Source organism: Rhodonellum psychrophilum GCM71 = DSM 17998 (assembly GCF_000381545.1).
Classification (GTDB): Bacteria; Bacteroidota; Bacteroidia; order Cytophagales; family Cyclobacteriaceae; genus Rhodonellum; species Rhodonellum psychrophilum.
The window spans coordinates 49,205-72,620 of sequence record NZ_KB906683.1 but is presented as its reverse complement, the minus strand read 5'-3'; the positions used below and the strand labels follow the sequence as shown (position 1 = coordinate 72,620).

General features: G+C 42.4%; 19 protein-coding genes. 6 read left to right on the top strand and 13 right to left on the bottom strand.

Annotation, left to right across the window (positions count from 1 at the left end; all coding sequences use genetic code 11):
• Nucleotides 1–378 precede the first annotated feature (378 nt).
• The 3 genes from F824_RS0116070 to F824_RS0116060 all read left to right on the top strand — a co-directional run bounded on the left by F824_RS0116070 (nucleotide 379) and on the right by F824_RS0116060 (nucleotide 2,424).
• Nucleotides 379–1,143, top strand: coding sequence for an LOG family protein (locus F824_RS0116070; RefSeq protein ID WP_019598948.1), 765 nt, complete (start codon nucleotides 379–381; stop codon nucleotides 1,141–1,143).
• Between the two features lie 68 nt (nucleotides 1,144–1,211).
• Complete coding sequence (locus tag F824_RS0116065; protein WP_019598947.1) at nucleotides 1,212–2,126, top strand: DnaJ C-terminal domain-containing protein; 915 nt, start codon at nucleotides 1,212–1,214, stop codon at nucleotides 2,124–2,126.
• Nucleotides 2,113–2,424 carry a chaperone modulator CbpM gene (locus F824_RS0116060; RefSeq protein ID WP_019598946.1) on the top strand — a complete coding sequence of 104 codons (312 nt, stop codon included), beginning with the start codon at nucleotides 2,113–2,115 and terminating at the stop codon, nucleotides 2,422–2,424. Before F824_RS0116065 ends, F824_RS0116060 begins: the two co-directional genes overlap by 14 nt.
• Here F824_RS0116060 and F824_RS0116055 read toward each other — a convergent pair.
• From F824_RS0116055 to F824_RS0116005, 10 genes are all read right to left on the bottom strand, one after another.
• The gene (locus F824_RS0116055) at nucleotides 2,419–4,188 is read right to left on the bottom strand and encodes an SLC13 family permease (protein ID WP_019598945.1); all 1,770 of its coding nucleotides are present in this window, start codon (nucleotides 4,186–4,188) and stop codon (nucleotides 2,419–2,421) included. The genes F824_RS0116060 and F824_RS0116055 overlap by 6 nt on opposite strands.
• Before the next feature lie 82 nt (nucleotides 4,189–4,270).
• On the bottom strand, nucleotides 4,271–5,098 hold the full coding sequence (locus tag F824_RS0116050; RefSeq protein ID WP_022582191.1) for a ZIP family metal transporter: 828 nt from the start codon (nucleotides 5,096–5,098) through the stop codon (nucleotides 4,271–4,273).
• Nucleotides 5,099–5,252: 154 nt separating this feature from the next.
• Nucleotides 5,253–7,661, bottom strand: a complete 2,409-nt coding sequence (locus F824_RS0116045; RefSeq protein WP_019598942.1) for a TonB-dependent receptor domain-containing protein — start codon at nucleotides 7,659–7,661, stop codon at nucleotides 5,253–5,255.
• An 81-nt stretch (nucleotides 7,662–7,742) separates the two neighbouring features.
• Complete coding sequence (locus tag F824_RS0116040) at nucleotides 7,743–8,162, bottom strand: DsrE family protein (RefSeq protein ID WP_019598941.1); 420 nt, start codon at nucleotides 8,160–8,162, stop codon at nucleotides 7,743–7,745.
• 231 nt (nucleotides 8,163–8,393) lie between these two features.
• Nucleotides 8,394–10,808 carry a TonB-dependent receptor plug domain-containing protein gene (locus F824_RS0116035; protein WP_019598940.1) on the bottom strand — a complete coding sequence of 805 codons (2,415 nt, stop codon included), beginning with the start codon at nucleotides 10,806–10,808 and terminating at the stop codon, nucleotides 8,394–8,396.
• 337 nt (nucleotides 10,809–11,145) lie between these two features.
• Complete coding sequence (locus F824_RS0116030) at nucleotides 11,146–12,411, bottom strand: NAD(P)/FAD-dependent oxidoreductase (RefSeq protein ID WP_019598939.1); 1,266 nt, start codon at nucleotides 12,409–12,411, stop codon at nucleotides 11,146–11,148.
• A 160-nt stretch (nucleotides 12,412–12,571) separates the two neighbouring features.
• Nucleotides 12,572–13,102, bottom strand: coding sequence for a hypothetical protein (locus F824_RS0116020; RefSeq protein ID WP_019598937.1), 531 nt, complete (start codon nucleotides 13,100–13,102; stop codon nucleotides 12,572–12,574).
• Nucleotides 13,103–13,118: 16 nt separating this feature from the next.
• Nucleotides 13,119–13,595 carry a nucleoside deaminase gene (locus F824_RS0116015; protein WP_019598936.1) on the bottom strand — a complete coding sequence of 159 codons (477 nt, stop codon included), beginning with the start codon at nucleotides 13,593–13,595 and terminating at the stop codon, nucleotides 13,119–13,121.
• A 176-nt stretch (nucleotides 13,596–13,771) separates the two neighbouring features.
• Nucleotides 13,772–14,503 carry a LytR/AlgR family response regulator transcription factor gene (locus F824_RS0116010; RefSeq protein WP_019598935.1) on the bottom strand — a complete coding sequence of 244 codons (732 nt, stop codon included), beginning with the start codon at nucleotides 14,501–14,503 and terminating at the stop codon, nucleotides 13,772–13,774.
• Entirely contained in the window at nucleotides 14,500–15,573 is a 1,074-nt protein-coding gene (locus F824_RS0116005; protein WP_019598934.1) for a sensor histidine kinase, read from the bottom strand. The genes F824_RS0116010 and F824_RS0116005 overlap by 4 nt, the downstream gene beginning before the upstream one ends.
• A 274-nt stretch (nucleotides 15,574–15,847) precedes the next feature.
• Between F824_RS0116005 and F824_RS0115995 the strand changes: the two genes are divergently transcribed.
• Nucleotides 15,848–18,364, top strand: coding sequence for a TonB-dependent receptor domain-containing protein (locus F824_RS0115995; RefSeq protein ID WP_019598933.1), 2,517 nt, complete (start codon nucleotides 15,848–15,850; stop codon nucleotides 18,362–18,364).
• 508 nt (nucleotides 18,365–18,872) lie between these two features.
• Here F824_RS0115995 and F824_RS0115985 read toward each other — a convergent pair.
• The gene (locus F824_RS0115985) at nucleotides 18,873–19,853 is read right to left on the bottom strand and encodes a pyruvate dehydrogenase complex E1 component subunit beta (protein ID WP_022582195.1); all 981 of its coding nucleotides are present in this window, start codon (nucleotides 19,851–19,853) and stop codon (nucleotides 18,873–18,875) included.
• Between the two features lie 119 nt (nucleotides 19,854–19,972).
• The gene (locus tag F824_RS0115980; protein WP_019598930.1) at nucleotides 19,973–20,392 is read right to left on the bottom strand and encodes a rhodanese-like domain-containing protein; all 420 of its coding nucleotides are present in this window, start codon (nucleotides 20,390–20,392) and stop codon (nucleotides 19,973–19,975) included.
• An 89-nt stretch (nucleotides 20,393–20,481) separates the two neighbouring features.
• On the opposite strand from F824_RS0115980, the gene F824_RS0115975 reads away from it, so the two are divergent.
• Complete coding sequence (locus F824_RS0115975; protein WP_019598929.1) at nucleotides 20,482–20,982, top strand: metallophosphoesterase family protein; 501 nt, start codon at nucleotides 20,482–20,484, stop codon at nucleotides 20,980–20,982.
• A gap of 533 nt (nucleotides 20,983–21,515) precedes the next feature.
• On the top strand, nucleotides 21,516–22,883 hold the full coding sequence (gene hisS / locus F824_RS0115960) for a histidine--tRNA ligase (RefSeq protein ID WP_019598926.1): 1,368 nt from the start codon (nucleotides 21,516–21,518) through the stop codon (nucleotides 22,881–22,883).
• A gap of 119 nt (nucleotides 22,884–23,002) precedes the next feature.
• Here hisS and F824_RS0115955 read toward each other — a convergent pair whose 3' ends face one another.
• Nucleotides 23,003–23,284, bottom strand: coding sequence for a hypothetical protein (locus tag F824_RS0115955; protein ID WP_019598925.1), 282 nt, complete (start codon nucleotides 23,282–23,284; stop codon nucleotides 23,003–23,005).
• Nucleotides 23,285–23,416: the final 132 nt, after the last annotated feature.

Genomic DNA, 23,416 nt, shown 5'->3' with positions numbered 1-23,416 from the left:
AACGTCGAAATTTAGATCAATATTCCAAGATATCAACGCTTTCATTGAAAATTTAATTCCGGGGGGTCCCGAGGGATTTCCCCTAAGCCTTGAAGGGAGTGATTTCTGGATTTTTAACGGATCAAGGTTTGAAATCCCCATAATTTATTAAATTGAAGGAAGAAAAAATCTTATTGTAGTTCGGGTTTTTTTAACCCGGAATATCCATTAGGTTTTCTTTTTGGGTTTGAAACTGTGACAAAATCAGGCTATTTGGAGAATACGGAGATGTAGCGATACGTTGAGGTCAAAAAGTAGGATCTAACTGACTGATTATTAATTTCTTTCAGGCTTTGATGGGCTTGGGGCTGCATAGCATGGGTTTTATACTGAGAAACGATGGAAAAAGATATTGAACATAAATTTTCCCCTCTGGGGCATCCCGATGAGAAAGCCTTTTTTGCAGGTCCACAATCGAGGTGGAAGGAACTGGTATTTGTAGTAGAGGTTTTCTTTGAATTCATCAGGGGTTTCAGAATGCTCCATTTTGTGGGGCCCTGTGTCACTGTATTTGGTTCCGCCCGATTTGAAGAGAACGATGCATATTATCAGTTAGGGATGAAAGTTGGGGCGAAAATCAGCCAAATGGGTTTCACGGTGATGACAGGAGGAGGGCCGGGAATCATGGATGCCGCCAATCGTGGGGCCAAGCAAGTGGGCGGCAGATCGATAGGATGTAACATCAACCTTCCATTTGAACAGCATCCAAATCTCTATTTGGACAAGTGGATGAATTTCAATTTTTTCTTTGTTCGGAAAGTGCTCTTGTCCAAATACAGCTTCGCATTTGTGGTGATGCCTGGAGGTTTCGGTACCTTGGATGAATTCTTTGAGGCTTTGACGCTCATCCAAACCAAGGTGATGAAACCATTTCCGGTCGTTTTGTTTTGCTCTGATTTTCACACCCACTTATTTGAATACATTCAAAAATTGGCAGAAGTGGGGACCATTGATAAAAATGACCTGAATTTATTCCTGCTGACGGATTCCCTTGAAGAAATGGAAAATCATATCCAAAGATTTGCCATTGACAGTTATGGTTTGAAAAGGAAAACCTCGGTTCCTTCTCTATTGTTTGGTGAGAATGGTGGTGATCACAAATAGTTTTTTGCCCCCAAAAGACAAAAATAACAAACGTTAGTTTTACCCATTTTTAATGACCTTTTACAAATATGGAATTCGTTGATTATTACAAAATCCTGGAAATTGACAAGGGAGCATCCGAGGCGGATATCAAAAAGGCCTATAGGCGGTTGGCTAGAAAATTTCATCCGGATCTAAATCCAGGCAACAAGGAGGCGGAGGAGAAATTCAAGAAGATCAATGAGGCCAATGAAGTCCTGAGCGATCCCGAAAAACGCAAGAAATATGACCAATATGGGAAAGATTGGCAGCATGCGGAAGAATTCGAAAAAGCGGGGCGTACGAGAGCATCACGGTCTGGCCAATCGGGGCAAAGGGCATATTCAGGACATTTTGGAGAGGAGGATTTTTCTGATTTTTTCAGCTCCATGTTTGGGGGAGGCCAAAGGGGCTATTCTGGAGGCTCAAGTGGTGGTGTGAAATACAAAGGTTCGGACTATAAAGCCGAGCTGCACCTCTCGCTTTCGGAGGTGTATTCCTCCAAAAAACATACACTGACCATCAATGGAAAAAACATCAGAATCACGGTTCCAGCGGGCGTGGAAGATGGGCAAACCATCAAAATCAGGGGGTATGGTGGAGAAGGTGTCAACGGTGGACCCAAAGGGGATCTTTATATCACTTTTATGGTGCGCAATGACACAGACTTCATGAGGGAGGGGAATCATTTGTATTCCAATGTTGAGTTGGGTCTCTACACCGCAATTCTGGGAGGAGAAATCGTGGTGCCGACATTTGAGGGTAAGGTCAAGTTGAAAGTGCCTCCAGGGACACAGCCGGATACAAAAATCAGGTTGAAGGGAAAAGGATTTCCGGTGTACAAGAAGGAAGGGGAGTTTGGTGATCTTATTATCAGTTATAGAATCAAAATCCCCACCAAGCTTTCAGAGGTCGAAAAAGAGTTGTTTACTGAACTTTCAAAACTAAATCATGATGGAAAATAGCAGCCTTATTGCCATCGATGCTTTTTGTAGCTTCCACAATGTCGATATCTCCTTTGTCTCGTCGATTCAGGAGCAGGACTTGATAACGATAGTCTTCGTGGAGGAAACCGGGTTTATCCAAGAGGAGAAATTGCCCCTTTTGGAAAAAATTGTCCGGCTTTACAAGGAGTTGGAAATCAATCCCGAAGGAATAGGTGTGGTCTTGCACCTTCTGGATAGGATTGATTTCCTTCAAAAAGAAAATCAATCCCTTAAAAGAAGACTGTCACGATTGGAATCTCTGGAAGGAAATTTATAGTGGCCAAAAGAAAAGGATCAAGGGAATGCTGACGACAAGGATGATGATCTCCAGTGGCAATCCCATTCTCCAGTAATCCGTAAATTTATAGCCTCCAGGTCCCATGACCAGGGTGTTGGACTGGTGTCCAATCGGAGTCAAGAATGCACAGGAACCTCCCACGGCGACGGCAATCAGAAAAGGATCGGGCGAGCAATCCAATCCAATGGCCAAACCAATAGCCACAGGGGCCATCAACAAAACCGTAGCGGCATTGTTGATGACATCCGAAAGGAACATGGTCACCACCAAAACCAAAGCCAAAATCCCCCAATTTGGCAGGGAACTGCCAAATTTTAGGATTTGATTGGCGATTGTTTCGGCACCTCCGGAGGTTTCCATTGCGGTGCCGATGGGCAAGAATGCACCCAAAAGGATGATTACCGGCCAATCGATATTGGTGTAGATTTCCTTGAGCGGGATGATTTTGGTAATTACCATCAACAGGGCGGCCAAAGAAAAAGCAATCTGGACCTGTGTCAAATCAAAGATGATCAGGGCTAGGGCCAATAGGAAAATACCAACCGCCAAGATGATTTTTCTGGGTTCTCCGATGTTGAATCCCCGATCAGCAAGGGGTAAGCATCCCAAATTCTGAAGCAAATCGGTCCATTTGTCGGTATCTCCCTGCAAAAGCAATACATCGCCGACCTGGAACTTGACATGGTCAATGCGCTTCCTGATTTTTTTACCCTGTCTGGAAATAGCCAGTAGATTCACACCATAGCGTTTCCTGAGGTTTAGACTGGCAGCGGTTTGATTGCTGATCAAGGCATCCGCCATCACGACCGCTTCGATCGTGGAAATATTTTCCCCGCCGACAACGTCTTCTTTTTCTTCACTTTTTCCAACCAGTTGGGTTTTGCTGTTTTCCACGAAAGTCTTTAAATCCTCGGAACTGGCTTCCAATGTCAAAATATCACCTTCCTGTAAAATCATATTCAAGCTTGGCGCATGGATGAGGTGCCGGCTCCGGATAAGATTCAGGACAATGATATCGCCTTCTGTAAGTTCATGGATATCGGAAAGAGGTTTTTTGACGATTTTGGAATCTTCAGTTAACCGAACCTCGGTGATATAATCATTGATGTTGAATTTTTCCTTGTCGTCCGAATTACCGATTCTCTTGGGGATCAAACGCCAACCGATGAACACGATAAAAAGCAATCCGATGAAGGCTACGCCCAAACCTACCGGGGCAAAATCAAACATTTTGAAGGGCTCACCGAGTGAGGTTTTTCTGATGTTTGAAATAAGGATATTTGGAGGTGTACCAATCAGGGTAATCATTCCCCCAAGCAAGGAAGAAAAGGCAATGGGCATCAGAATGACAGAAGGAGAAGTCCCGCTTTTTTTGGCCACACTGATGGCAACCGGCATCAACACAGCCAAGGCACCTACATTGTTCATAAAAGCAGACGCAAAGCACACAATCACGCAAAGCGCCCCGATTTGGAGGGTGGGGTTGTCGCCTAATTTCATTACCCAATTGCCGATAAAGTCGATCAATCCGGATTTTTGCAGCCCGAAACTGACCACCAAGATCATGGCAACGGTCACCACCGCGGGATTGGCAAAGCCCAAGAATGCTTCCTCGGGAGGTACAATTCCAGAAAAAACCAAAATCATCAAGCAAATGATGGCCACTAAATCGTGTCTTAATTTACCCCAAACAAATAAGGACAAGGCTACAAAAAGGGTGACGAAAACAATAATTTGATCCATATAAAAACGACTAAGCCAACAATTATACCAAATAACCCTAAAAGTCACTTAAAGGGAGATTTTCAAAACAGGAAATGATCGATTAACCCAAAGCCACATCCAAGATCATCATGACAGTAAAGCCTCCCATAAAGCCCAAAACGGCAAGATCGGTGTACTTGTCCCTTTGGGTTTCGGGAATCACTTCTTCTACCACTACAAAAATCATGGCTCCGGCGGCAAAGGAAAGTGCATAGGGAAGGATTTCTTGAACGTAAATCACGGCAATAGCCCCGATCACCCCGGCGACGGGCTCTACCACTGCGGACAATTGCCCATACCAAAAACTTCTTCTGCGTCCCACTCCCTGTCTTCTTAGTGGCATGGCCACCGCCATTCCCTCTGGGAAGTTCTGAATACCAATCCCGATAGCCAAAGCGATGGCTGCACTGGTAGTGGCTCCGTCCAATCCCAGCGCGGCAGCTCCGAACAATATCCCCACAGCCAAACCTTCGGGGATGTTGTGCATCGTGATGGCCAGAAGCAAAAGTGTCGATTTATGCCATTTGGTGGCGACTCCTTCGGTTTCTTCATTGCTGAAGTTAATGTGCAGGTGGGGCATGAGTTTGTCCAGGAAAAAAATAAAAAGTCCTCCGGAGAGAAACCCGATGGCTGCTGGAATCCAGGGGTGATCAGGAAATGATTTTTCGGATAGCGCGATGCTGGGACCCAACAAGGACCAAAAGCTCGCTGCGACCATGACTCCACCCGTAAAACCCAGGAGTGTGTCAAAGACAGATCTTTTTACGGTTTTGAAAAAAAACACCAAAGATGCTCCCATAGCAGTCAAGAGCCAGGTAAAGGAAGTCGCTAAAAATGCAGATTTAACAGGGCCGATCTCCTTTACAAAAATTTCCAAGGATTCCATCATGGGTGTTCTTTTGGACAAAAATATAGATCTTTTCGGATAATTTTCATCTAATTGTTCGACCTGCCAAATGATAAACTGGTTTTTTGTATTGTCCCTGAGGTATTTTTTGAAATTTTAAGAAGCTATTCTATTCTGGGAAAGACTTTTTTTTGTGCTAAAACCGATAACTGTAACCCATGCGAAACACTTGAGACTCATAATAGTCACTTGAAATCACATTGAAACCATCGCCTTCAAGCTGGTATTTTATCACAAGGGTATTGAAAATATCCGCAGCATTCAGAAAGACTTCTCCTTTTCCTTTTTGGATTTTTTTCGTAATACCGCCATCCAAGTGATATCTGGCCTTAATTCTTCCCTGAGGCACAATGTCCGCAGCCAAATAAATTGCTGTCAATTGAATATCCACGCTTTTTGGAAGTTTGAGGACTCCATTTACTTTAATGTTGCCGGTGTAAGCACTTTCTGCACCCCTGGAAAAAGCAATGTCCGAGGGATAGGCGTTTGTGAGGGTGAATGCGCCGATTTTATTTTGATAGATATTGGAGTTGATGTTGAGTGAAAAATTGTCTCCGATTTTCTGGTTATAAACCAGTTCGATACCAGTATTCCAGCCTTTGTCTGCATTCTGATCTATGGATGCCAGTCGGTTGGTTCCGGGTATACTGGTAAGGATCCTGGTGAGGATATTCCGGCTCGCCCGGTGGTAAGCGGCCCCATAGAGATAGCCCCGGTCCCAGGACCTTTTGTATCCGGCCTCTATCGATTGGGTAAACTGAGGGGTTAGTCCCGGATTTCCAATCTGCAAAATCTCTGGATCGGCATAGGTAGGGAAAACCCGGAGGTTTCTTTCCTCCGGTCTGTCGACTCTTCTGTTATAGAAAAGGGAGAAATTACTCAGATCGTTGATGAAATATGAAGCCCTGAGACTTGGGAAGGGCTCGAAATAACTAAATCCGTCGCTTACATAAACTGCATGGTCTGGATCCACCAAGTAATCAACCTTGATGTATTCCACCCTCAGACCTGCTTCCAGTTCCAGGTTTTTCCGCTCATAGATATAATTCCCATAGATTGCGGCAAGCCATTCCTGGTATTCGGCAGTGCCGTCCAGTCCTGGATCCAAAATGGAATTGACGCCCGGTTTGAAGGTGATCAGATTCGGGAAGACTCTTGCCCTCTGTTTGGTTCCCAACTCCAATCTCCCCGATTTGAGTGGCTTGATGTAATCGATAGTCAGGTCAAAAATGTTCTCATCCGCAACCAGCATCGTCGTATCTGTCCCAAAGAATTCCAATTGTCGGTTCTCGAAATAAAAGACCTCATCCTTTCGCCTGAAGGAATAATTAAAGGCCGTAGTCAATGCATGTCCAGGTTGTTTGAAAGAATATTTGTGAGAAATGGAGGCAAAAAGGGTTTGGTTGACCTCCTCCTCATAATATTGCCAGAGCCTGATCCGATCGCCACTACGGGCATCGAAATAGGGTAAATCCCCAAGGTCGGTATAGGCCCGATAGTTGAAAAGTCCAGAAAAGGTAAATGCATGCCTTTCTTTGGGAGTCCAATCGATGCCGGTTTTAAAATTATAAATGGGCTGGGTCCTGTTTTCAAGAAATTGCTGCTGGATACGCTCCCCATTGTCAAAAATCCTTTCGATGAACTCATTTTTCATCATTTGCCTGTGTGAAAGAATATCTCCTTGGACAAAAAAATTCAAATCTCCTTTTCTATAATTCAATGATATTGATGGATTTATTTTGGGAGTAAACCTGTATTGATCCCGAATGCCTTCCAAGTTGGCTTTCTTTTCGACCAAATTGCCCATTCCTGCAATCAACCCTACTTTCCCATTCCATCCTTCTTCTTTTTCCTTTTTGAAAATAATGTTGATGATACCGGCATTTCCAGAGGCATCGTATTTTGAGGAGGGGTTGTTGATGATTTCGATGCTTTCGATGGATGAGGCAGGAAAGTTTTCCAAACCGGATTGCGCACCAATTCCGGTAATGGCAGTTTGTTTTCCTTCCAAAAGTATGGACACCTTATCACTTCCCCGCAGGAAAACCTTACCATTTTGGTCGACAGTAATCCCGGGCAGGTTTTGTAAGGCCTGAAGGGCTGAGCCTCCCAATTGGCTGATGTTTTCAGAGAGCAAAAAGGTCTTTTTATCCAAATTTATCTCCACTTCCTCCTTGATTCCTGCAACCGTGACGGCATCCAAATCGGTGGTGATTTCCTCCAAAAAGAAGGTTCCCAAATCCAAGAAATCACTCAATCTGCCCACAGTAAAGTTTTTGGTGGAGGTCAAATAACCCATGTGGGAAATTTCGATTCGATATTCTCCGGATTTGATGGGGGCAAGGGTAAAACGTCCCTCTTCGTTGCTGATTGTGCCTGCCACAAAACTGCCGTCTTTTGGATTTTGTACCAGCACGTTGACAAAAGGTATGGCGGCCTTGTCTTGATTGGATTTGACAATTCCCGAAACCACCACCTCTTGGTTCTGACCCAAGGAGACAAATGATTGTACCAAGAGAAAAATTAGAAAGACGGCAGACTTCATTTTATTGAATTAAAAAGGGTTGTATTTAAACTATAATTTTTTAAAAAAGGGAGTCGGAAAATGAAAGTTTTCCTCCTTCATTCAGTCTCCGGCCTTGATGTAAATCCAGCCAGCTTCCTGTTTCATTACAATCTCAAGAATCGCTGAAGGAACAAATCCCGCCAAAGTGAGGAATTGATCTTTTTTCATTTCCCGTTGTCTCAGTGTGTTTTCACAGATCACGAATTGTACACCTTTGTTTACCAATAATCCGAGTTCTTTTTCATATGGATTTTGTTGTGTTTTCAACAAATCTATCCCCATTCCCTGTGTGACAACTTCAATTTTGGCATTGGGGGCCGCAGTCATGATGTTGTTTAACTGGCGAATGAATTTTTTGTGGACATCCGTATCGCCATTTGTCAGTTGCATGACGATAAGGTGTTCTTTTTCGGAAACGACTTGTGCCAGAGTGGCAAAGGAAATGAAAAGGAAGAAGAGCAAGAAGTATATTTTGCGCATGATTTTTTTGTTGACAATATAACTTATTTTGTTTGGGAGGCTTTGTGATTTTCATCACTTTTCACCTTTTCAACTCCCAATTTCCAGAAGTAAGCTTCTGATCACTTTGACAATATTGGCTGGAAGGAGTTTAATCCGAAATATGCAATAGGTTTTCAAATGGGTGTTGAAACTGCAAGAAAATCAGACCAATTGAACAATAGGGTGAAGCACCGATAATGCATACAGGCGTTAAAAGTTCGCCCTCAAGGATAAAATGAAATTTCTTCCCGGAGCAACAATGCCAGAACTATAGGTTCTATACCTCACATCGGTGATGTTTTCCAATCCGCCACTTACGGAAAACAAATCCGACAATTGATAGAAAGCCTTTAGGTTAAGTGTTAGCCAAGAAGGAGAGTAAGGCCGGCCATTTTCATCGATCGCATAGATTTCGGGTTTCCCTTTCTCTTCCAAGGGAAGTTGGTTGAAATCCATTTTTCCCGAAAATTCGGTATATCCCTCCAACCGCAGTTTTTTTCTTTTGTATTCCAAGCGTGCTGAACCAAATAGGGGAGGAGCATGCCTAGAGGGGTTTTGGATACCATCGTCGGTTTCCTCTGTTCCCTTTTGATAATTGAGCCGGGTGATAAAGGTGAACCCTTGGGGAAGTTTGATTTCCAGGGCGGCCTGAAGACCATAAATCCTTGCGAATGCTGCATTTTGGAGCGCAAATACTCTGCTCAGTTCGCCATCATACAGAATACTGTCCTGGCCATTGAGCAAAAAATCCCTTCTTACGATCGCATTGTCCAACAGGGTATAATAGGCGGTCAAGTCCAGCATCACATTTTCTCCAAAAACCTTCCCTACATTCAATTCCGCATTGTAGGCATATTCAGCGTCCAAGTTTGGGTTGGGGACCAAGACTGTTCCCGGTTCGGAATCGAAGATTTTTCCGATATCATCCACATTTGGAGAACGAAACCCTGTGGAGGCATTTACATGCATCATCCATTTGTCAGTGGGATTGAATACCCATCCCATACTCGCAGTGACGGCCCCTTTGTTGATCGCGGCGGTTTCGAAGGGTAGGGGGTAAAAGGGCATGTTATTGCTGAAATCAGCATTCAGGATAAACTGATTGTACCTCAACCCTCCTTGGATCAATGAATTTTTCGAGATTTTTTGTTGGTAGGTGGCATAGGCAGCATGGGAAGACCAATCCGAAATGGGATATCGGGCTGGGCCTGTGACCTTGGTGCCCATATCGATATTTTCATCCGTCCCTCTCGAATCCACCGCATTCCTGATGCTTTCAAATCCGTAATAGAGCTTTGCCCTTTCACCGACATTTTTGAAGAAATCGATATTGGCGGATAAAGCGACCACTTCTTCCAATCGTATCCTTCTGATGGGATCATTGAAATTCCTGTCAATCCTACTCTCTTCAAAATCTTGGCGGGCAAGCCGTACCGTCAATTGATCGAAAAGTTTTGTTTCGCCTTCATAAGCCGCCTGCAAATGATGCATCATCCATGTTTGTGGACCATAACTCCATTCTGCACTTCGGGGTAGACCGTTTGCGCGAAAGCGGATGTGGCGGTCATACCTGGAATAGGAAGAGCTTTCCGAATAGTGAAAACCATACCTGAAGTCCCAAGCTTCATTGGGTTTAAACCTGACTTTTTGCATCAAATTTACTTGAGAGTATCCGCTTGGGTTTTGGATCCGGGGATTTTTGTTCAGAACGATTTCATCTCTGTTTTCTATTCTTTGCACAAAATTGGGTCTGAGATACTCCTCGGGTCCATGTTTTCCCATCTTAAGATCTCCGAAATTGTTGCTGCTGAAACTGGTTACGGAAGCCCATTTTTCCCCTCCCACTGCCACATCAACGTGCCCTGTTTTTTCTTGGTTGGCAGAGGAGGCTCTCAGTACGGCACTTCCGGAAACCTTGAGCATGTTTGTGTCCGATAACCTTGGCGTCAAAGTTTGGAAGCTCATGACCGCACCTATGGCGTCACTTCCATAGATGATGGCACCTGGGCCAAAATAAATGTCGGTACTTTCCGTGGCGAAAGGATCCAAGGAAATGACATTCTGGATATTTCCGCTTCTGAATATGGCGGTGTTCATTCTTACTCCGTCGATGGTATATAGCAAGCGGTTGGTCGAAAATCCACGGATCATGGGGCTTCCTCCTCCTTGTTGGCTCTTTTGAATGAATACATCTCCGGAAATTCCCAGAAGATCCGCCGCTGTTTGGGGGTTTCGCAGCGCGGTTTCTTCTTTGGAAATGCGGGTGACACGGGCCGGGATTTCCTGCCTGGACTGACTCCAACTGGAGGCAGATACGATTGCTTGATGAAGGGTGATCTGTGAAGGAAGGAGGTGGACAAGGAATTTTTGTTGTTCCAAATCCGTGTAATTCAATTTTTGGGCTTTGTAACCAAAAAGCCTGATTTCGATTTGATCCAAACCCCGGAAACTTGATATATCCGCTTTTCCAGCCTGATCTGTGGTGCTGAAGCGTTTGCTGGTCAAGTGGGAAATGCTGACAAATGCCAAAGGTTGTCCCGTCTCTTGGTCGGATACAAAAAGGACTTGAGAAAAGCCATTCACATGTAAAAGGATCAAAAAAATGAGGGGGAGAAACTTTTTCATGTCACAGCCAACGGATCGAATTTTAGAATCAAGGCTTGAAATTACCCAAATTTTGGCATATGGCTAAGGAATTATTCTTTAGGGCAAATGGGATTCTTAAGTGGTAAGAAAGTGACCCTTAAACCCACACTATACATTGTCAATTCCATTCCTTCCTGAAATTGCTTAAAAATCAGTCATCTGATTACGGTTTCCGACCTCACCCCTTATTCTCCAAATACGCTGATTTTCTTCCTGTATCAACCCCATTGGGAAAATTCATGCAGATTTCTTGGGTTAAAAAAAAGTCAGCACGTTGATGTGCTGACTTTTTTGAATCTTCCGATGAGCATTTTTTTTATGCCCTACCTTTGAGCATCAAATTCCAATACATGAAAGGCAATCCATATTTTTTCAATAGCCACATGCTGTATTGTTCTTTGGTAGTATCCACAAATTTTGAAATCATTGGGTCTGAATCCCTCACATTGTCATACTTGAACTCGGCCAACACCATTTTGCTGTAACCCGTCACCAATGGGCAGGAGGAATAACCCTCATAGATTTCTTTTCCCATCGTCTTGTTTTTGATGAGGTGGAGGATGTTTTCGACCACCACTGGGGCTTGTTTTCTGATTGCTGCGCCAGTTTTGGCGGTGGGCAAAGCAGCTACATCTCCCAATGAGAAAATATTCGGGTATCTTAAATGCTGAAGTGTATTGATGTTTACATCCACCCAGCCTTTATTGGGACCATCCTGTAAGGCAACTGAGGATTCTCTAATAAACTTTGGTGCTTGCTGTGGAGGAGCAAGATGAAGCATGTCAAAAGACATCTTGATTTCTGAATCACCCACGATTTCCTCACCGATTTTGTTTCCTTCATTGATGATACATCCATTTTCCCCTTTTTCAATGTATTTGAAATAGATGAACTTGTTTTCAGCATCAATTCTCACAGGAGCATAGTACGGTTTGAAAATGATTTCTCTCTCGATGAGAATCTTGTTCAGGGTTTTTGCAAAATCCTTCACGCCAAAAATCACTGACCCGGGAGTGGCAAAAATCACATTGGTATTTTCACGGACCTTTGACGTCTTCCGGAAATATTCCTCTGCCAGGTACATGATTTTTTGTGGGGCACCACCACATTTGATCGGAGTCAGAGGCTGAGTGAAAACGGCATTGCCGCCTTTGAAATTCTGTAGAACCTCCCAGGTATGTTCCGGGTCGGTATAGTTGCTGCAGACTACTCCTTTGCCCAAAGCTTCCTTTAGACCTGGTAATAATTCCGGAGCCATGACCAATCCAGGAGCCACCACAAGGTAGTCATAGGTGAAATCGCCAGATGATTCTGTTTTGACGGTGTTGGATTCGGGAAGGATATCTGAAGCTTTGTCTTTGATCCAGTCTACCCCATCCGGAATATAATCGGCCTCATTTCTTTCCGTGTCCTTAAAATCAAAAGTACCCGCACCTACCAATGTCCAAGCTGGCTGGTAATAATGCTTTTCAGAGGGTTCAATGATGGCTATTTTATGATTTTTATCCTTTCGACGAAGTTGAGCTGCAACTGTTATTCCGGCAGTTCCTCCTCCAATGATCAAAATTTGGTAGTGATTCATGAGTGTTCGTATTGGTGTATTTATTGGAAATATAAAATTTTTTAAACGATCCTTCGGTGATAAGGGTCACACACAAATTTTTTGGAAGATGTTTGATTCGTTTTTTTATTTTTCCTTCAATAATTTCCAATACCTGGAAATCCAAAGATAAATTTAGATCTCAATTTTCATCCGCTTCCTCGATGTTAAAATCCAGATCGATAAACTCAATATCAATTTCCAGTAAGCCTGGCGCATCCTCTGTTGCAATCACCTCTCTGTCGATCAATTCCGCAATCATATCCATTTGAAGGGTTATTTCGACTTTCTCCTGATGTGCTTTTTGGAATTTTGCCATTAATGCCTCGTTATCCAAATCGGAATATCGGGCTTTTCTTGCTGCTTGGAATTTTTCTTTTTTTTCCAAAAGGAGTTTTTCCTCCCTTTCGGCTATGTTTTCCTTCCAGGTTTTCACATATTCATCGGAAAGATTTGTCTCAAAAAACGGGGTATCATCGAAGGCAACTTGCTCTTTGCTTCCGTCTTTGTGAATCAAAGTAAAACCAAGTGAATCTTCCATGAAGTATTCATCACCTGTTTCGATATCCACGATCTTGTCACCCTCATAGAGGTATCTTTCTTCAATTGATTTTTCATTGGTGCATGAGGCAAGTATTCCTATGCTCGCGATTGCGATGATTGTTTTTTTCATGATAAGTATTTGTTGATTAATACACTGATTTATTTTCTTTAAGAATCCAATTTTCAAAAACCTTTTTGGCCTCATCTTGTAGGATTTGGTCAAAGGGAATTTTTCTGTCAGAATAGGGGAGGTTTAGCTCATCGTAAATAAATTGGTCATCGAATCCTGCTTCAGCAGCATCGGATTTGGTGTTGGCGTAAAAAACACGTGAAGGTCTTGCCCAATAAATGGCGCCCAAACACATGGGGCAGGGTTCGCAAGAGGTATAGATTTCACAGCCCTCCAATTGAAAGTTACCCAATGAATTGCAAGCCTCCCGGATGGCAACGATTTCTGCATGGGCAGTTGGGTCATTGGTGCTGAGCACTGAATTGGATCCCTTTCCGATTATTTGCCCATTTTTGACAATGATACATCCAAAAGGTCCGCCTTTGCCTTGATCCATTCCACTTTGGGAGAGTCCAATGGCGATTTCCATAAATTCTTTTTGCGTTTGATTCATGTCATAAAAATGGGGTAGGGATTTCCACCTGTCAATTTGTATTAGTTTACGGGCAGGAGTGGTTTAAGGTTAAAGTTTTTGAATTAAAAAAATTGTAATATTGATTTTTTGACAATAAAATTCTTTGAATTGTGTATAAAATATTTTTTAATTCTGAGTAAAAAAAGCGCCCAGACTTAACCTATCCATTTACTGAGAAACTGCATGAAATTATCTTTGTAATTTTCGCTCACGGTGATTTGTGTGTTTCCTATATTGACTGTGTTTCGGGCGATGGAATCTATATGGTCCAAAGCGATGATGTAGGAGCGATGAATCCTCATAAACCGGTCAGATGGCAACATGTCTTCCATGCTCTTCAAGCTTGTAAGCGAAAGGATTGGGTTGGGTTTGTGCAGGAGGAAGACCTTTACATAATCCTTGTAAGCCTCCACATGGGTGATTTCCTTCAACATGATTTTCACCAACTGATATTCCACCTTCAGGAAAATGTAGGCATCGGTATTTACACTTTCTCCCACAGGATTCGCTTGTTGATCAAGGTATTGATATGCCTTGGTGGATGCTTTCAAAAACTCCTCATAACTGAAAGGTTTGAGGAGATAATCCAACGCATCCACTTTATATCCCTCAATGGCGAATTGGTTATAGGCTGTCGTGAAGATGATCCTAGGTTTTTTTGCAGAAGTTTTGCCATCCAAAACCCTGGCCAGTTCCATCCCCGATAGGTCAGGCATTTGGATGTCCAAAAAAATCAAATCCACCTCATTTTGATTGATAAAGCCCAGTGCATCGATTGCATTTTCAAATTTCCCCAAGAGAATCAAAAAAGAGGTCTGCTCTATAAACCTGCTGATCAGGCTCAAAGCCAAGGGTTCATCATCTACTGCAATGCACTTAATTTTCATTTCAAGTCGATTTTTAGATTTACCCTGTATTCATTTTCAGGATTTTGATCTTTGATATCAAGGCTGTGCTTTTCTTTATAAAGTAGTTCCAATCTTCGTTTGGTATTGGCCAATCCTATCCCACTTGCGGCACCTTCAGGAGTATTTTCACTGGATTTAAAATTGAAATTCACTGTGTTTAAATATACATGTTTTTCCTTGATCTGAATATGGATCTGGATTTTACTGTGCTTTTGGGAACTGATGCCATGTTTGAAACAGTTTTCAACAAACGGAAGCAAGAGCATTGGGGCAATCACGGCATCATCAAATTTTTCAGGGATTTCCAAGACCAGCTCCACTTTTTCGGAAAGCCTAAGTCGCATCAATTCAATAAAATCCTTGATAAAATCCAGTTCTTTGCTCAATAATGTGTTTTCTTTTTCGGTTTCATAAAGTACATACCGCATCATTCTGGACAGTTTGAGGATGGCGGTTTTGGCCTTTTCCACATCAATGTTTGTCAGGGAATATATATTGTTGAGTGTATTGAAGAAGAAATGCGGATTGATTTGGGCCTTCAGGTAGGAGAGCTCCGAGTTGATTTGTTGCTGCTCGCGCTCAACCCTCACTTTTTCATCTGATTGCCATTTTTGGACCGCAGCCACACTCGTGCTGATCCCGACGGCCATGATGAAAATCAAAAAGTTAAAGAAATCGTAGGAATAATTTCTTCCTCTTGGTTTATAAGGAACATCGGGTCTGAATGCTTTGTGCATCAATTCCGACATATTGGTCCAATCGTCATACAACATAAAAATACCTACGAATGTCAAGCCTCCAATAAGGTTGAGTAGCAGGAAAATGGAGGTTTTGTTTTTGAACAAGACCTTGGGAACCAAGTAAAAGTAATTGAAATAAAATGTCGCGACCAAACTTGCAAACATCAGGCCTTGCTTGATCCAAAACTCATTGGGACGCTCCACCCCGGCAGATAGGGGGGATATCAGGAAGATGACTGACCCGAACAAACTCCAACCAAGAATATGGATGATCAAAGGGATTTGTTTCTTGAGGACGAGCTCTTTCATAGAATTACATTAAGATAATGGCACCTAAACTAGTATAAAATTTTGTTTTAGGCCATAGCCAATCTACCAATGCAACGATTTTGACTGCCAATCGATGCTCTCAATAGATAAAGTTCTTTTCCCGAAAAGCGGAATTGATTCATCAGTTCAAACTTGGGATTGGTCGATGAATCCTTCCTTTCGGTCTATTTGATTTTGTTGTGATTTCTCCTTGCTGTTCCTTTGTTTCCGTAATGTGTCCCTTGTGGATCCGCCAAGCAAAACAACAGCAATTATGAAAAACCCCATTAAACTTTTATTCCTGACCTTATTGGTTCTGGCCTCTTCATTGCAAGTGATGGCGCAAACCACCCAAGATGAAAAACCCGTGTACCGGATCTCCGGTAGGATAATCGATAAATCATCTTCAGAGCCTGTTGCCTACGCAGCAGTAGCACTCTTGGATGCCGAAAGCAAACAGAGCATCGCAGGAGCGGTTGCCGATCTAAATGGGGCGTTTTTTATCACTGGATTCAAAAATGGTGAATTTGTGTTGCAAACTAGCTTTCTTGGTTTCAAGACTTCCATTTCTCAAGTCATCAAAGTGACTGCCGGCAACACAAACATCACTATCGGAGACTTGGTTTTGGTAGAAGATGCTGTCGATCTACAGGAAGTGACTGTGCAGGGTCAGCGCAGCTTGATTGAAGAAAGAGTGGATAGAACCATATATAATGCTGAAAATGACAAAACCACAATGGGTGGAGATGCTTCTGATGTATTGAGGAGAGTACCGATGTTGTCGGTCGATCTGGACGGAAATGTTTCCATGAGAGGAAGTACAAATATCTTGGTACTGATCGATGGAAAACAATCTGCCATTGTCGCTTCCAACATTGCGGATGCATTGAAGCAGATCCCTGCAGAAGAAATCAAATCGGTGGAAGTGATCACTTCCCCATCGGCAAAATACGATGCTGAAGGTACCGGTGGGGTCATCAATATCATCACAAAGAAAAACAACCTTCAAGGTGCATCCTTGAATATCAACACAAGTGCTGGCTTGAGAGGTTCTAATCTTGGACTGAATGCCAGTCTGAAAAAGGGAAAAATGGGATTTACTTTGGGAGGTTTTGGAAGAAGTGGATACAATATCCTTGGGTCTTTTGAAAACCAACAAACCCTCTCCAATCCTGATGGAACGGCTTTGCAAATCAACCAGTCTGCAGACACGAAGAGCAACATGCTATTTGGCCGATATAACTTTGGATGGGATTACGAAATCAACAAATACAACTTCATGACGGCATCCGTCAGTCTAGGTGTCAGAAACATGAACAGCAAACAGAATGATCTTTTGACAGAGACATTTTTTGAGGAAGAATTGATAAATTCCTTGTTGAGAAATGTGGAAGTGAAAGATCTTTCCAACAATATCGATGTCAATTACAACTATACCAAAACATTCGAAAAAGCCCAAAAAGAATTCAGCATATCGGGCTTGTATAGCAAAAACAATAGGACAAACGACTTTGTAAACAGCTTGTTTACAGAAAGCTTTGACGACGTATTGAGAAGGGTGAAAAACGAAAATGGTGCCATCAACCAGGAGTTTACCATCCAGTTGGATTACGTGACTCCTTTGGGGAATAACAACAAACAGATACTGGAGTATGGTGCGAAGAACATCATGCGAAGTGCAGTCAGTGAATTTGCTTATTTCAACGCTGAAGGACCAAACGGACCCTTTGTAGAATCCAACGACGTTACATTCTCCAATGAATTCAGTTACGACCAAAACGTTACCGCGGGTTACCTTTCCTACACACTTGGTTTCTTGGATAATTACACCATCAAAACAGGTTTGAGATATGAGTACACCAACATTGATGCGGATTTCAAAAATTCTGAATTGCCTGCCGAGATTCCGTCTTATGGATTGTTTGTGCCAAGTGTAAACTTGAGTAGAAAATTGACCAACGGAAACATGGTGAAAGCCGCCTACAACAGAAGGGTACAAAGACCATCGCTTCAGTTCTTGAACCCCAACATCAATGCTGCCAATCCTCAGCAAATTTCTCAAGGTAATCCATTGTTGGATCCTGAATTGACGGACAATTACGAAGTCTCTTACAGCACATTCATCAAGGGAAGTTCCATCAATTTGACTTCCTTCTTCAGAAATACCACTGGATCCATTCAACCTGTAAGAACGATTCAGGACGATGACATTATCTTCACTTCCTACGAAAACATCGGGAATGAAAGAGCGGTCGGAATGAGCCTTTCCACAAACATCAATATCTCAGGTAAGTTCTCCCTAAATGGCGGACTTGACGGTTATTTCGCCATGCTGGACAATGGATTGGAAGATCCACAGTTTGCTGCTTACAATGAAGGATTCGTATTCAGTGGCAGACTATTCGGTAACTATACCCTGCCTAAAGATTGGCAAGTCCAAGCCTTTACTTTCGCTAGGGGTAGACAGGTTCAGCTTCAGGGGAGCCAAGGTGGATTCAGAGTTTATGGTTTGAATCTAAACAAGCAATTCAACGATAAAAAAGGAAGTATAGGATTCGGTGCGGAAAACTTTTTGGCTACTGAATTCAAAATCAAAAATGAATTGATGACTCCTTCCATCATGCAACAAAGTACCAATACCTTGAGAAACATGAATTTCAAGATCAATTTCTCCTACAGAATTGGAAAATTGAGTGTCGGTGGCCCTCCAAAGAAAAAACGTGGTGTGACCAACGAAGATCTCAAAGAAGGTGGTGAAGGAAACGGTGCAGGCGCTGCGATAAGTAATTAAAGATTTAAAATTTTGATTGGGTAATGATTAAAAAACATCCTCATTTTATGAGGATGTTTTTTTTTGCCTGACTGTCCCATTCTGAATGAAGGGTCAATCAATTGGCCTTTTTGCAACCTTACAATTTGTGCCACGCTATTTTAAACCCATTTTATGCACTGCGAATGCAATTGAATATTGTAGTTGGCCGATATTCAATTAGGTACGGCTCATTTTTTGACTTTACCCTATTGGTGTCAGGAATTAGTCTCCCTATAGCCTGGTTTTCATGCAGTTTCGATCCCTCAGGAGACCTCATGCATAATTCCATATAACTTAATCAAGATAGATGCCCTTCGTTACTTTTCCGCTGTCTTAAAATTCGGGTTAAACGGAAACTTACCCCAAAAAGAAAACACCCTCAGAGATATTTCTGAGGGTGTTTTTTATCGTATGAAAAGGACACAACAGGCAAATTACAATTTTAATTTCAAACGCTAAAGCCTTATTGCAGGGAGTCCTTTTTGGTTTATTTTTTGTACATCACTTGCTTCACCGCCTCGAGGGTTCGCTTCACGTTTGGCAGCGTAGCCTCAATGTAGGGAGCAGAAAAACTCAAAGGAATATCCATCGAATTCACCCTGATCACAGGGGCATCCAAATAGTCAAATGCATTCCTTTGGATATGGTAGGTCAATTCGGAAGAAATGGCCGCCAATGGATTGGCTTCTTCTACGACCACACATCTGTTGGTTTTTTTAACCGATTCAAGACAAGTCGCATAATCGATGGGACGAACTGTCCTGAGATCGATCACTTCGGCTTCTATACCGTCTTTCGCCAATTCCTCAGCTGCTTCCAACGCGATTTTCATCGCTTTTCCGAAAGAGATGATGGTGACATCTTTCCCTTTTCTTTTGATGTCTGCAACACCGATGGGGAGCAGATATTCTCCTTCAGGAACTTCACCTTTATCGTTGTACATCATTTCCGATTCCATGAATATAACCGGATCATTGTCACGGATGGATGCCTTCAGCAAGCCTTTAGCATCGTAAGGTGTGGAGGGAACCACCACTTTGAGGCCGGGCGTGTTCGCAAACCAATTTTCGAAATTGGAAGAGTGGGTTGCACCCAATTGTCCAGCACTCCCTGTGGGTCCGCGGAACACAATGGGAACACTGTATTGGCCACCTGACATGGCAAGCATCTTTGCAGAGGAATTGATGATCTGATCGATGGCTACCAAAGAAAAATTGAAAGTCATGAATTCAATGATCGGTCTGAGACCGTTCATTCCTGCGCCTACGCCCAGTCCGGCAAAACCCAATTCAGCTATAGGCGTATCGTAAACACGGTTTGGTCCAAATTCATCCAACATTCCTTGCGAAACCTTGTAGGCTCCGTTGTATTCGGCCACTTCTTCGCCCATGAGAAACACGTTTTCGTCGCGTCTCATTTCTTCGTTCATGGCCTCTCTTATTGCTTCTCTAAATTGTATAACTCTCATTTTAAGACAAAATTTTCGTGTGTAAAAATAGAAAGTAATTGTTCAATTACAAACTACAATTGACATAAACCCAACATTTGAAAATCAGGGGGCGTTTTTTCGGTTTTAAATGAAACAGCTTATTTGGTGGGGATCACGATTGGGTTCCCTTGTTCTATCCAATTGTTCAATCCCCCTTCAAGCACAAAAATTTTCCTGAATCCCATCTCCTGCATTTTTTCAGCAGCCGAAACGGTTCTTTTCCCAGATCTGCAATAGACATAATATTTCTTGTTTTTATCCATACCTGATAATTTCTCCTCAAAATCATCTGCTAAAAAATCAGCGGAATCTGTGCCTTCAATATGGCCCTGTGCGATTTCTTCTGGGGTTCTGATATCCAAAATCACTGCTTTTTTGCCTTTATTCGACTTGGCCTCGAATTTGTCGGGAGAAAGTACGGTCGTTTCCTTTTGGGCAAATGTGCTGGAACTGATAAAGAAAAAAACCACCATGCAGAAGGCAGCGGACAAATTGAAATTTAAGCGGATGTTTTTCATCACGTATTATTTTTTTTTGTGAATGGATAATTAATATTTTTCTTTGGTGACAAATTTACCGATTTAAATAATTCAAAACCCCTCGAAAATTGATAAAAATAGGATTGATCTCAGATACCCATAGTTTTTTGGATGAACGTATCCTTCATCATTTGGAGACTGTGGATGAAATCTGGCATGCTGGTGATATAGGAGATATTTCCATCTTGGACCGGCTGCCCAAGGAAAAGCAGTATCGGATCATCACGGGTAACATTGATGACCTAGAAGCAAGGCAGCAATATCCGGAAGAATTGTTGTTTGAAGTCGATGGCTTAAAGGTTCTGATGATCCACATCGGGGGAACTCCTCCCCGCTACGCCAATGGCATCAAGGAAAAATTAAGGCATTCCCAAGCAAAGGTCTTCGTTTGCGGCCATTCACATATTTGTAAGGTGGTGTTTGACAAAGAGCTGGATTGTCTCTACATGAACCCAGGGGCGGTCGGGCAGCATGGATTTCATTTAATGCGGACCCTGCTGATCTTCGAAGTTGAAAAAGGGAAAATCCAAAACCTGCGGGTAGTGGAGCTGGGGAAAAGGGGGAAATAAAGTCAAAATAAAAAGGGCATCGATCTGATCGCTGCCCTTCTTATATCTTTGGAAAGAAACGGTGATTATTTTTCAAAGCTCTTTTTCAATTCTTCAACATCCACATTTTTGATTACCGGCTTGGCACTCAATTGTTTGATCTTGATAACCCTTGTCGTTTGCTTTAGTCGCTTTCTTTTTAATTTTCTCTTTAATGTAGTAACAGCCATTGTTTTATCTGTTTATGTTATGCCAAAATGAACCGCAAAAGTAACACAATATTTCAAAATAACCGTATATAGCGCTAAATTTTTAATGAATAGGTTGGATTTCTATTTGTGAGAGCTTGGATAAAATACATTGATTTCCACAACAGGCCTTGCCCAGCGCAATTTTGTTTCAATTGCGAAGCTTTTTACATTCAGAATATTTCGAGATTGCGTTTTTTTGTTTTGGCACACTTCCCAAAGTTTTCTTTTTTTAATCTCTCTCTGCAGCTTTGTCCCATTCAAATATCTTTATATTTTTTTACCTTTGCCCAAAATTCTAAAAAAATGGCTGTTCAGAAACCAAGTTTACCCAAAGGTACCAGAGACTTCAATCCAATGCAGATGGGGAGGAGGAATTTCATTTTTGATACAATAAAGGAATCCTTCAGGCTTTTTGGTTTTCAGCAATTGGAAACACCCACAATGGAGAACCTGTCCACGCTGACAGGGAAATATGGGGATGAGGGAGACCAACTGATTTTCAAAATCCTCAACAGCGGGGATTTTTTGAAGGATGTGTCCGCAGAGGACTTGGCATCTGGGGCGGGTAAGACCCTTCCAAAGGTTGCCGAAAAGGGCTTAAGGTATGACCTGACTGTCCCTTTTGCGCGGTATGTGGTCATGAACAGAAATGACATTACGCTTCCCTTCAAACGCTTTCAAGTACAGCCGGTTTGGAGAGCGGATAGACCACAAAAGGGGCGCTACAGAGAGTTTTACCAATGTGACGCAGATGTCGTCGGGACCGATAGCTTGATCTGTGAACTGGAGATTCTCCTGATGATCAAAAGAGTGTTTTCAAAGCTCGACATCAAGGATTACTCCATAAAGATCAACAACAGAAAAATCCTCACGGGATTGGCCGATGTGATCGGTGAACCCGGAAGGGAATCCGCACTCTGTGTGGCCATTGATAAGTTGGATAAAATCGGTTGGGAAAAAGTGAAGGAAGAATTGGCCCAAAGGGATTTTTCTAAAGATGCGATAGAAAAACTCAATCCAATCATCCACCTTGAGAAATCCAATCTCGATAAATTGGATTTTTTGAAAGGTTTTCTATCCACTTCGGAAGTTGGCCGTCAAGGCATTGTGGAATTGGAGGAGGTTTTTGAATTCCTCCAATCTTATGGAGAAGATCAATCCCATGTGGATTTTGATGTTGTATTGGCACGAGGGTTGTCATATTATACAGGAGCGATTTTCGAAGTGAAAGTAAACAATGTCTCCATCGGTTCTGTCGGTGGGGGAGGCAGATATGATAATCTGACTGGGATTTTTGGATTGGAAGGTGTTTCGGGTGTTGGTTTTTCATTCGGTGTCGACAGGATTTATGACGTGATGGAGGAGTTGGATATTTTCCCACAGGGACAATTGAATGAAACTAAGGTGTTGATCACACATTTTGATGAAGAAGGCCAGAAGTATGGATTGACGGTGCTAAAAGCTTTGCGGGATAATGGTATTTCCTCCGAGATATACCCCGAACTCGGCAAAATCAAGAAGCAATTCACCTACGCGGACAAAAAGCAAATCCCATTCGTGATCATCCTTGGAGCGGACGAATTGGCAGGTGGCAAAGTGAGTTTGAAAAACTTGGAAACAGGCCATCAAGAATCCCTTTCCCTCGCAGATGCTTTGGCGCAAATTCAATGATGATAATATGACCCTTGGAATTAAAAAACCCTGAAGAATGCATTCTTCAGGGTTTTTTTAATGGTTTTTGGTGAGCATTTCCCTTTGGATAGCGTTTCGTTTTCGAAGGGATCGAGTTTTCAATTTACCTCCAAGATTGAATTGACGGGGAGATAAACGCCTCCTTTTAAGGTGATGAAATCTTGACCCACCGCCCAAACTGTCGTGTACACCTGATAGATACTTTCATTGTCGGATTCGAAGGTGAGGTTTACCTTGTTTTGGAGAAGATTTCCCAAAGCTTGTGCCCGATAAAGGTCCACCCATCGTTTTTTGATGTCGTCCTTGTCCAACAAGACCTCTTTTTTGGAAAATTTTATATTCCAGATATTTTCTTTCTCAATTTTTTCAATGGGTTTCATGGCTTATGCTCTTTATAAATTTGTTGGACAATGAATTCATATACCGTTAATATACTAAAAAAGTTGTGTTTTGTGTATGATAATTTTTAAAAATAATCATACACAAAAATAAATTTTATTTAAATGCGTTTC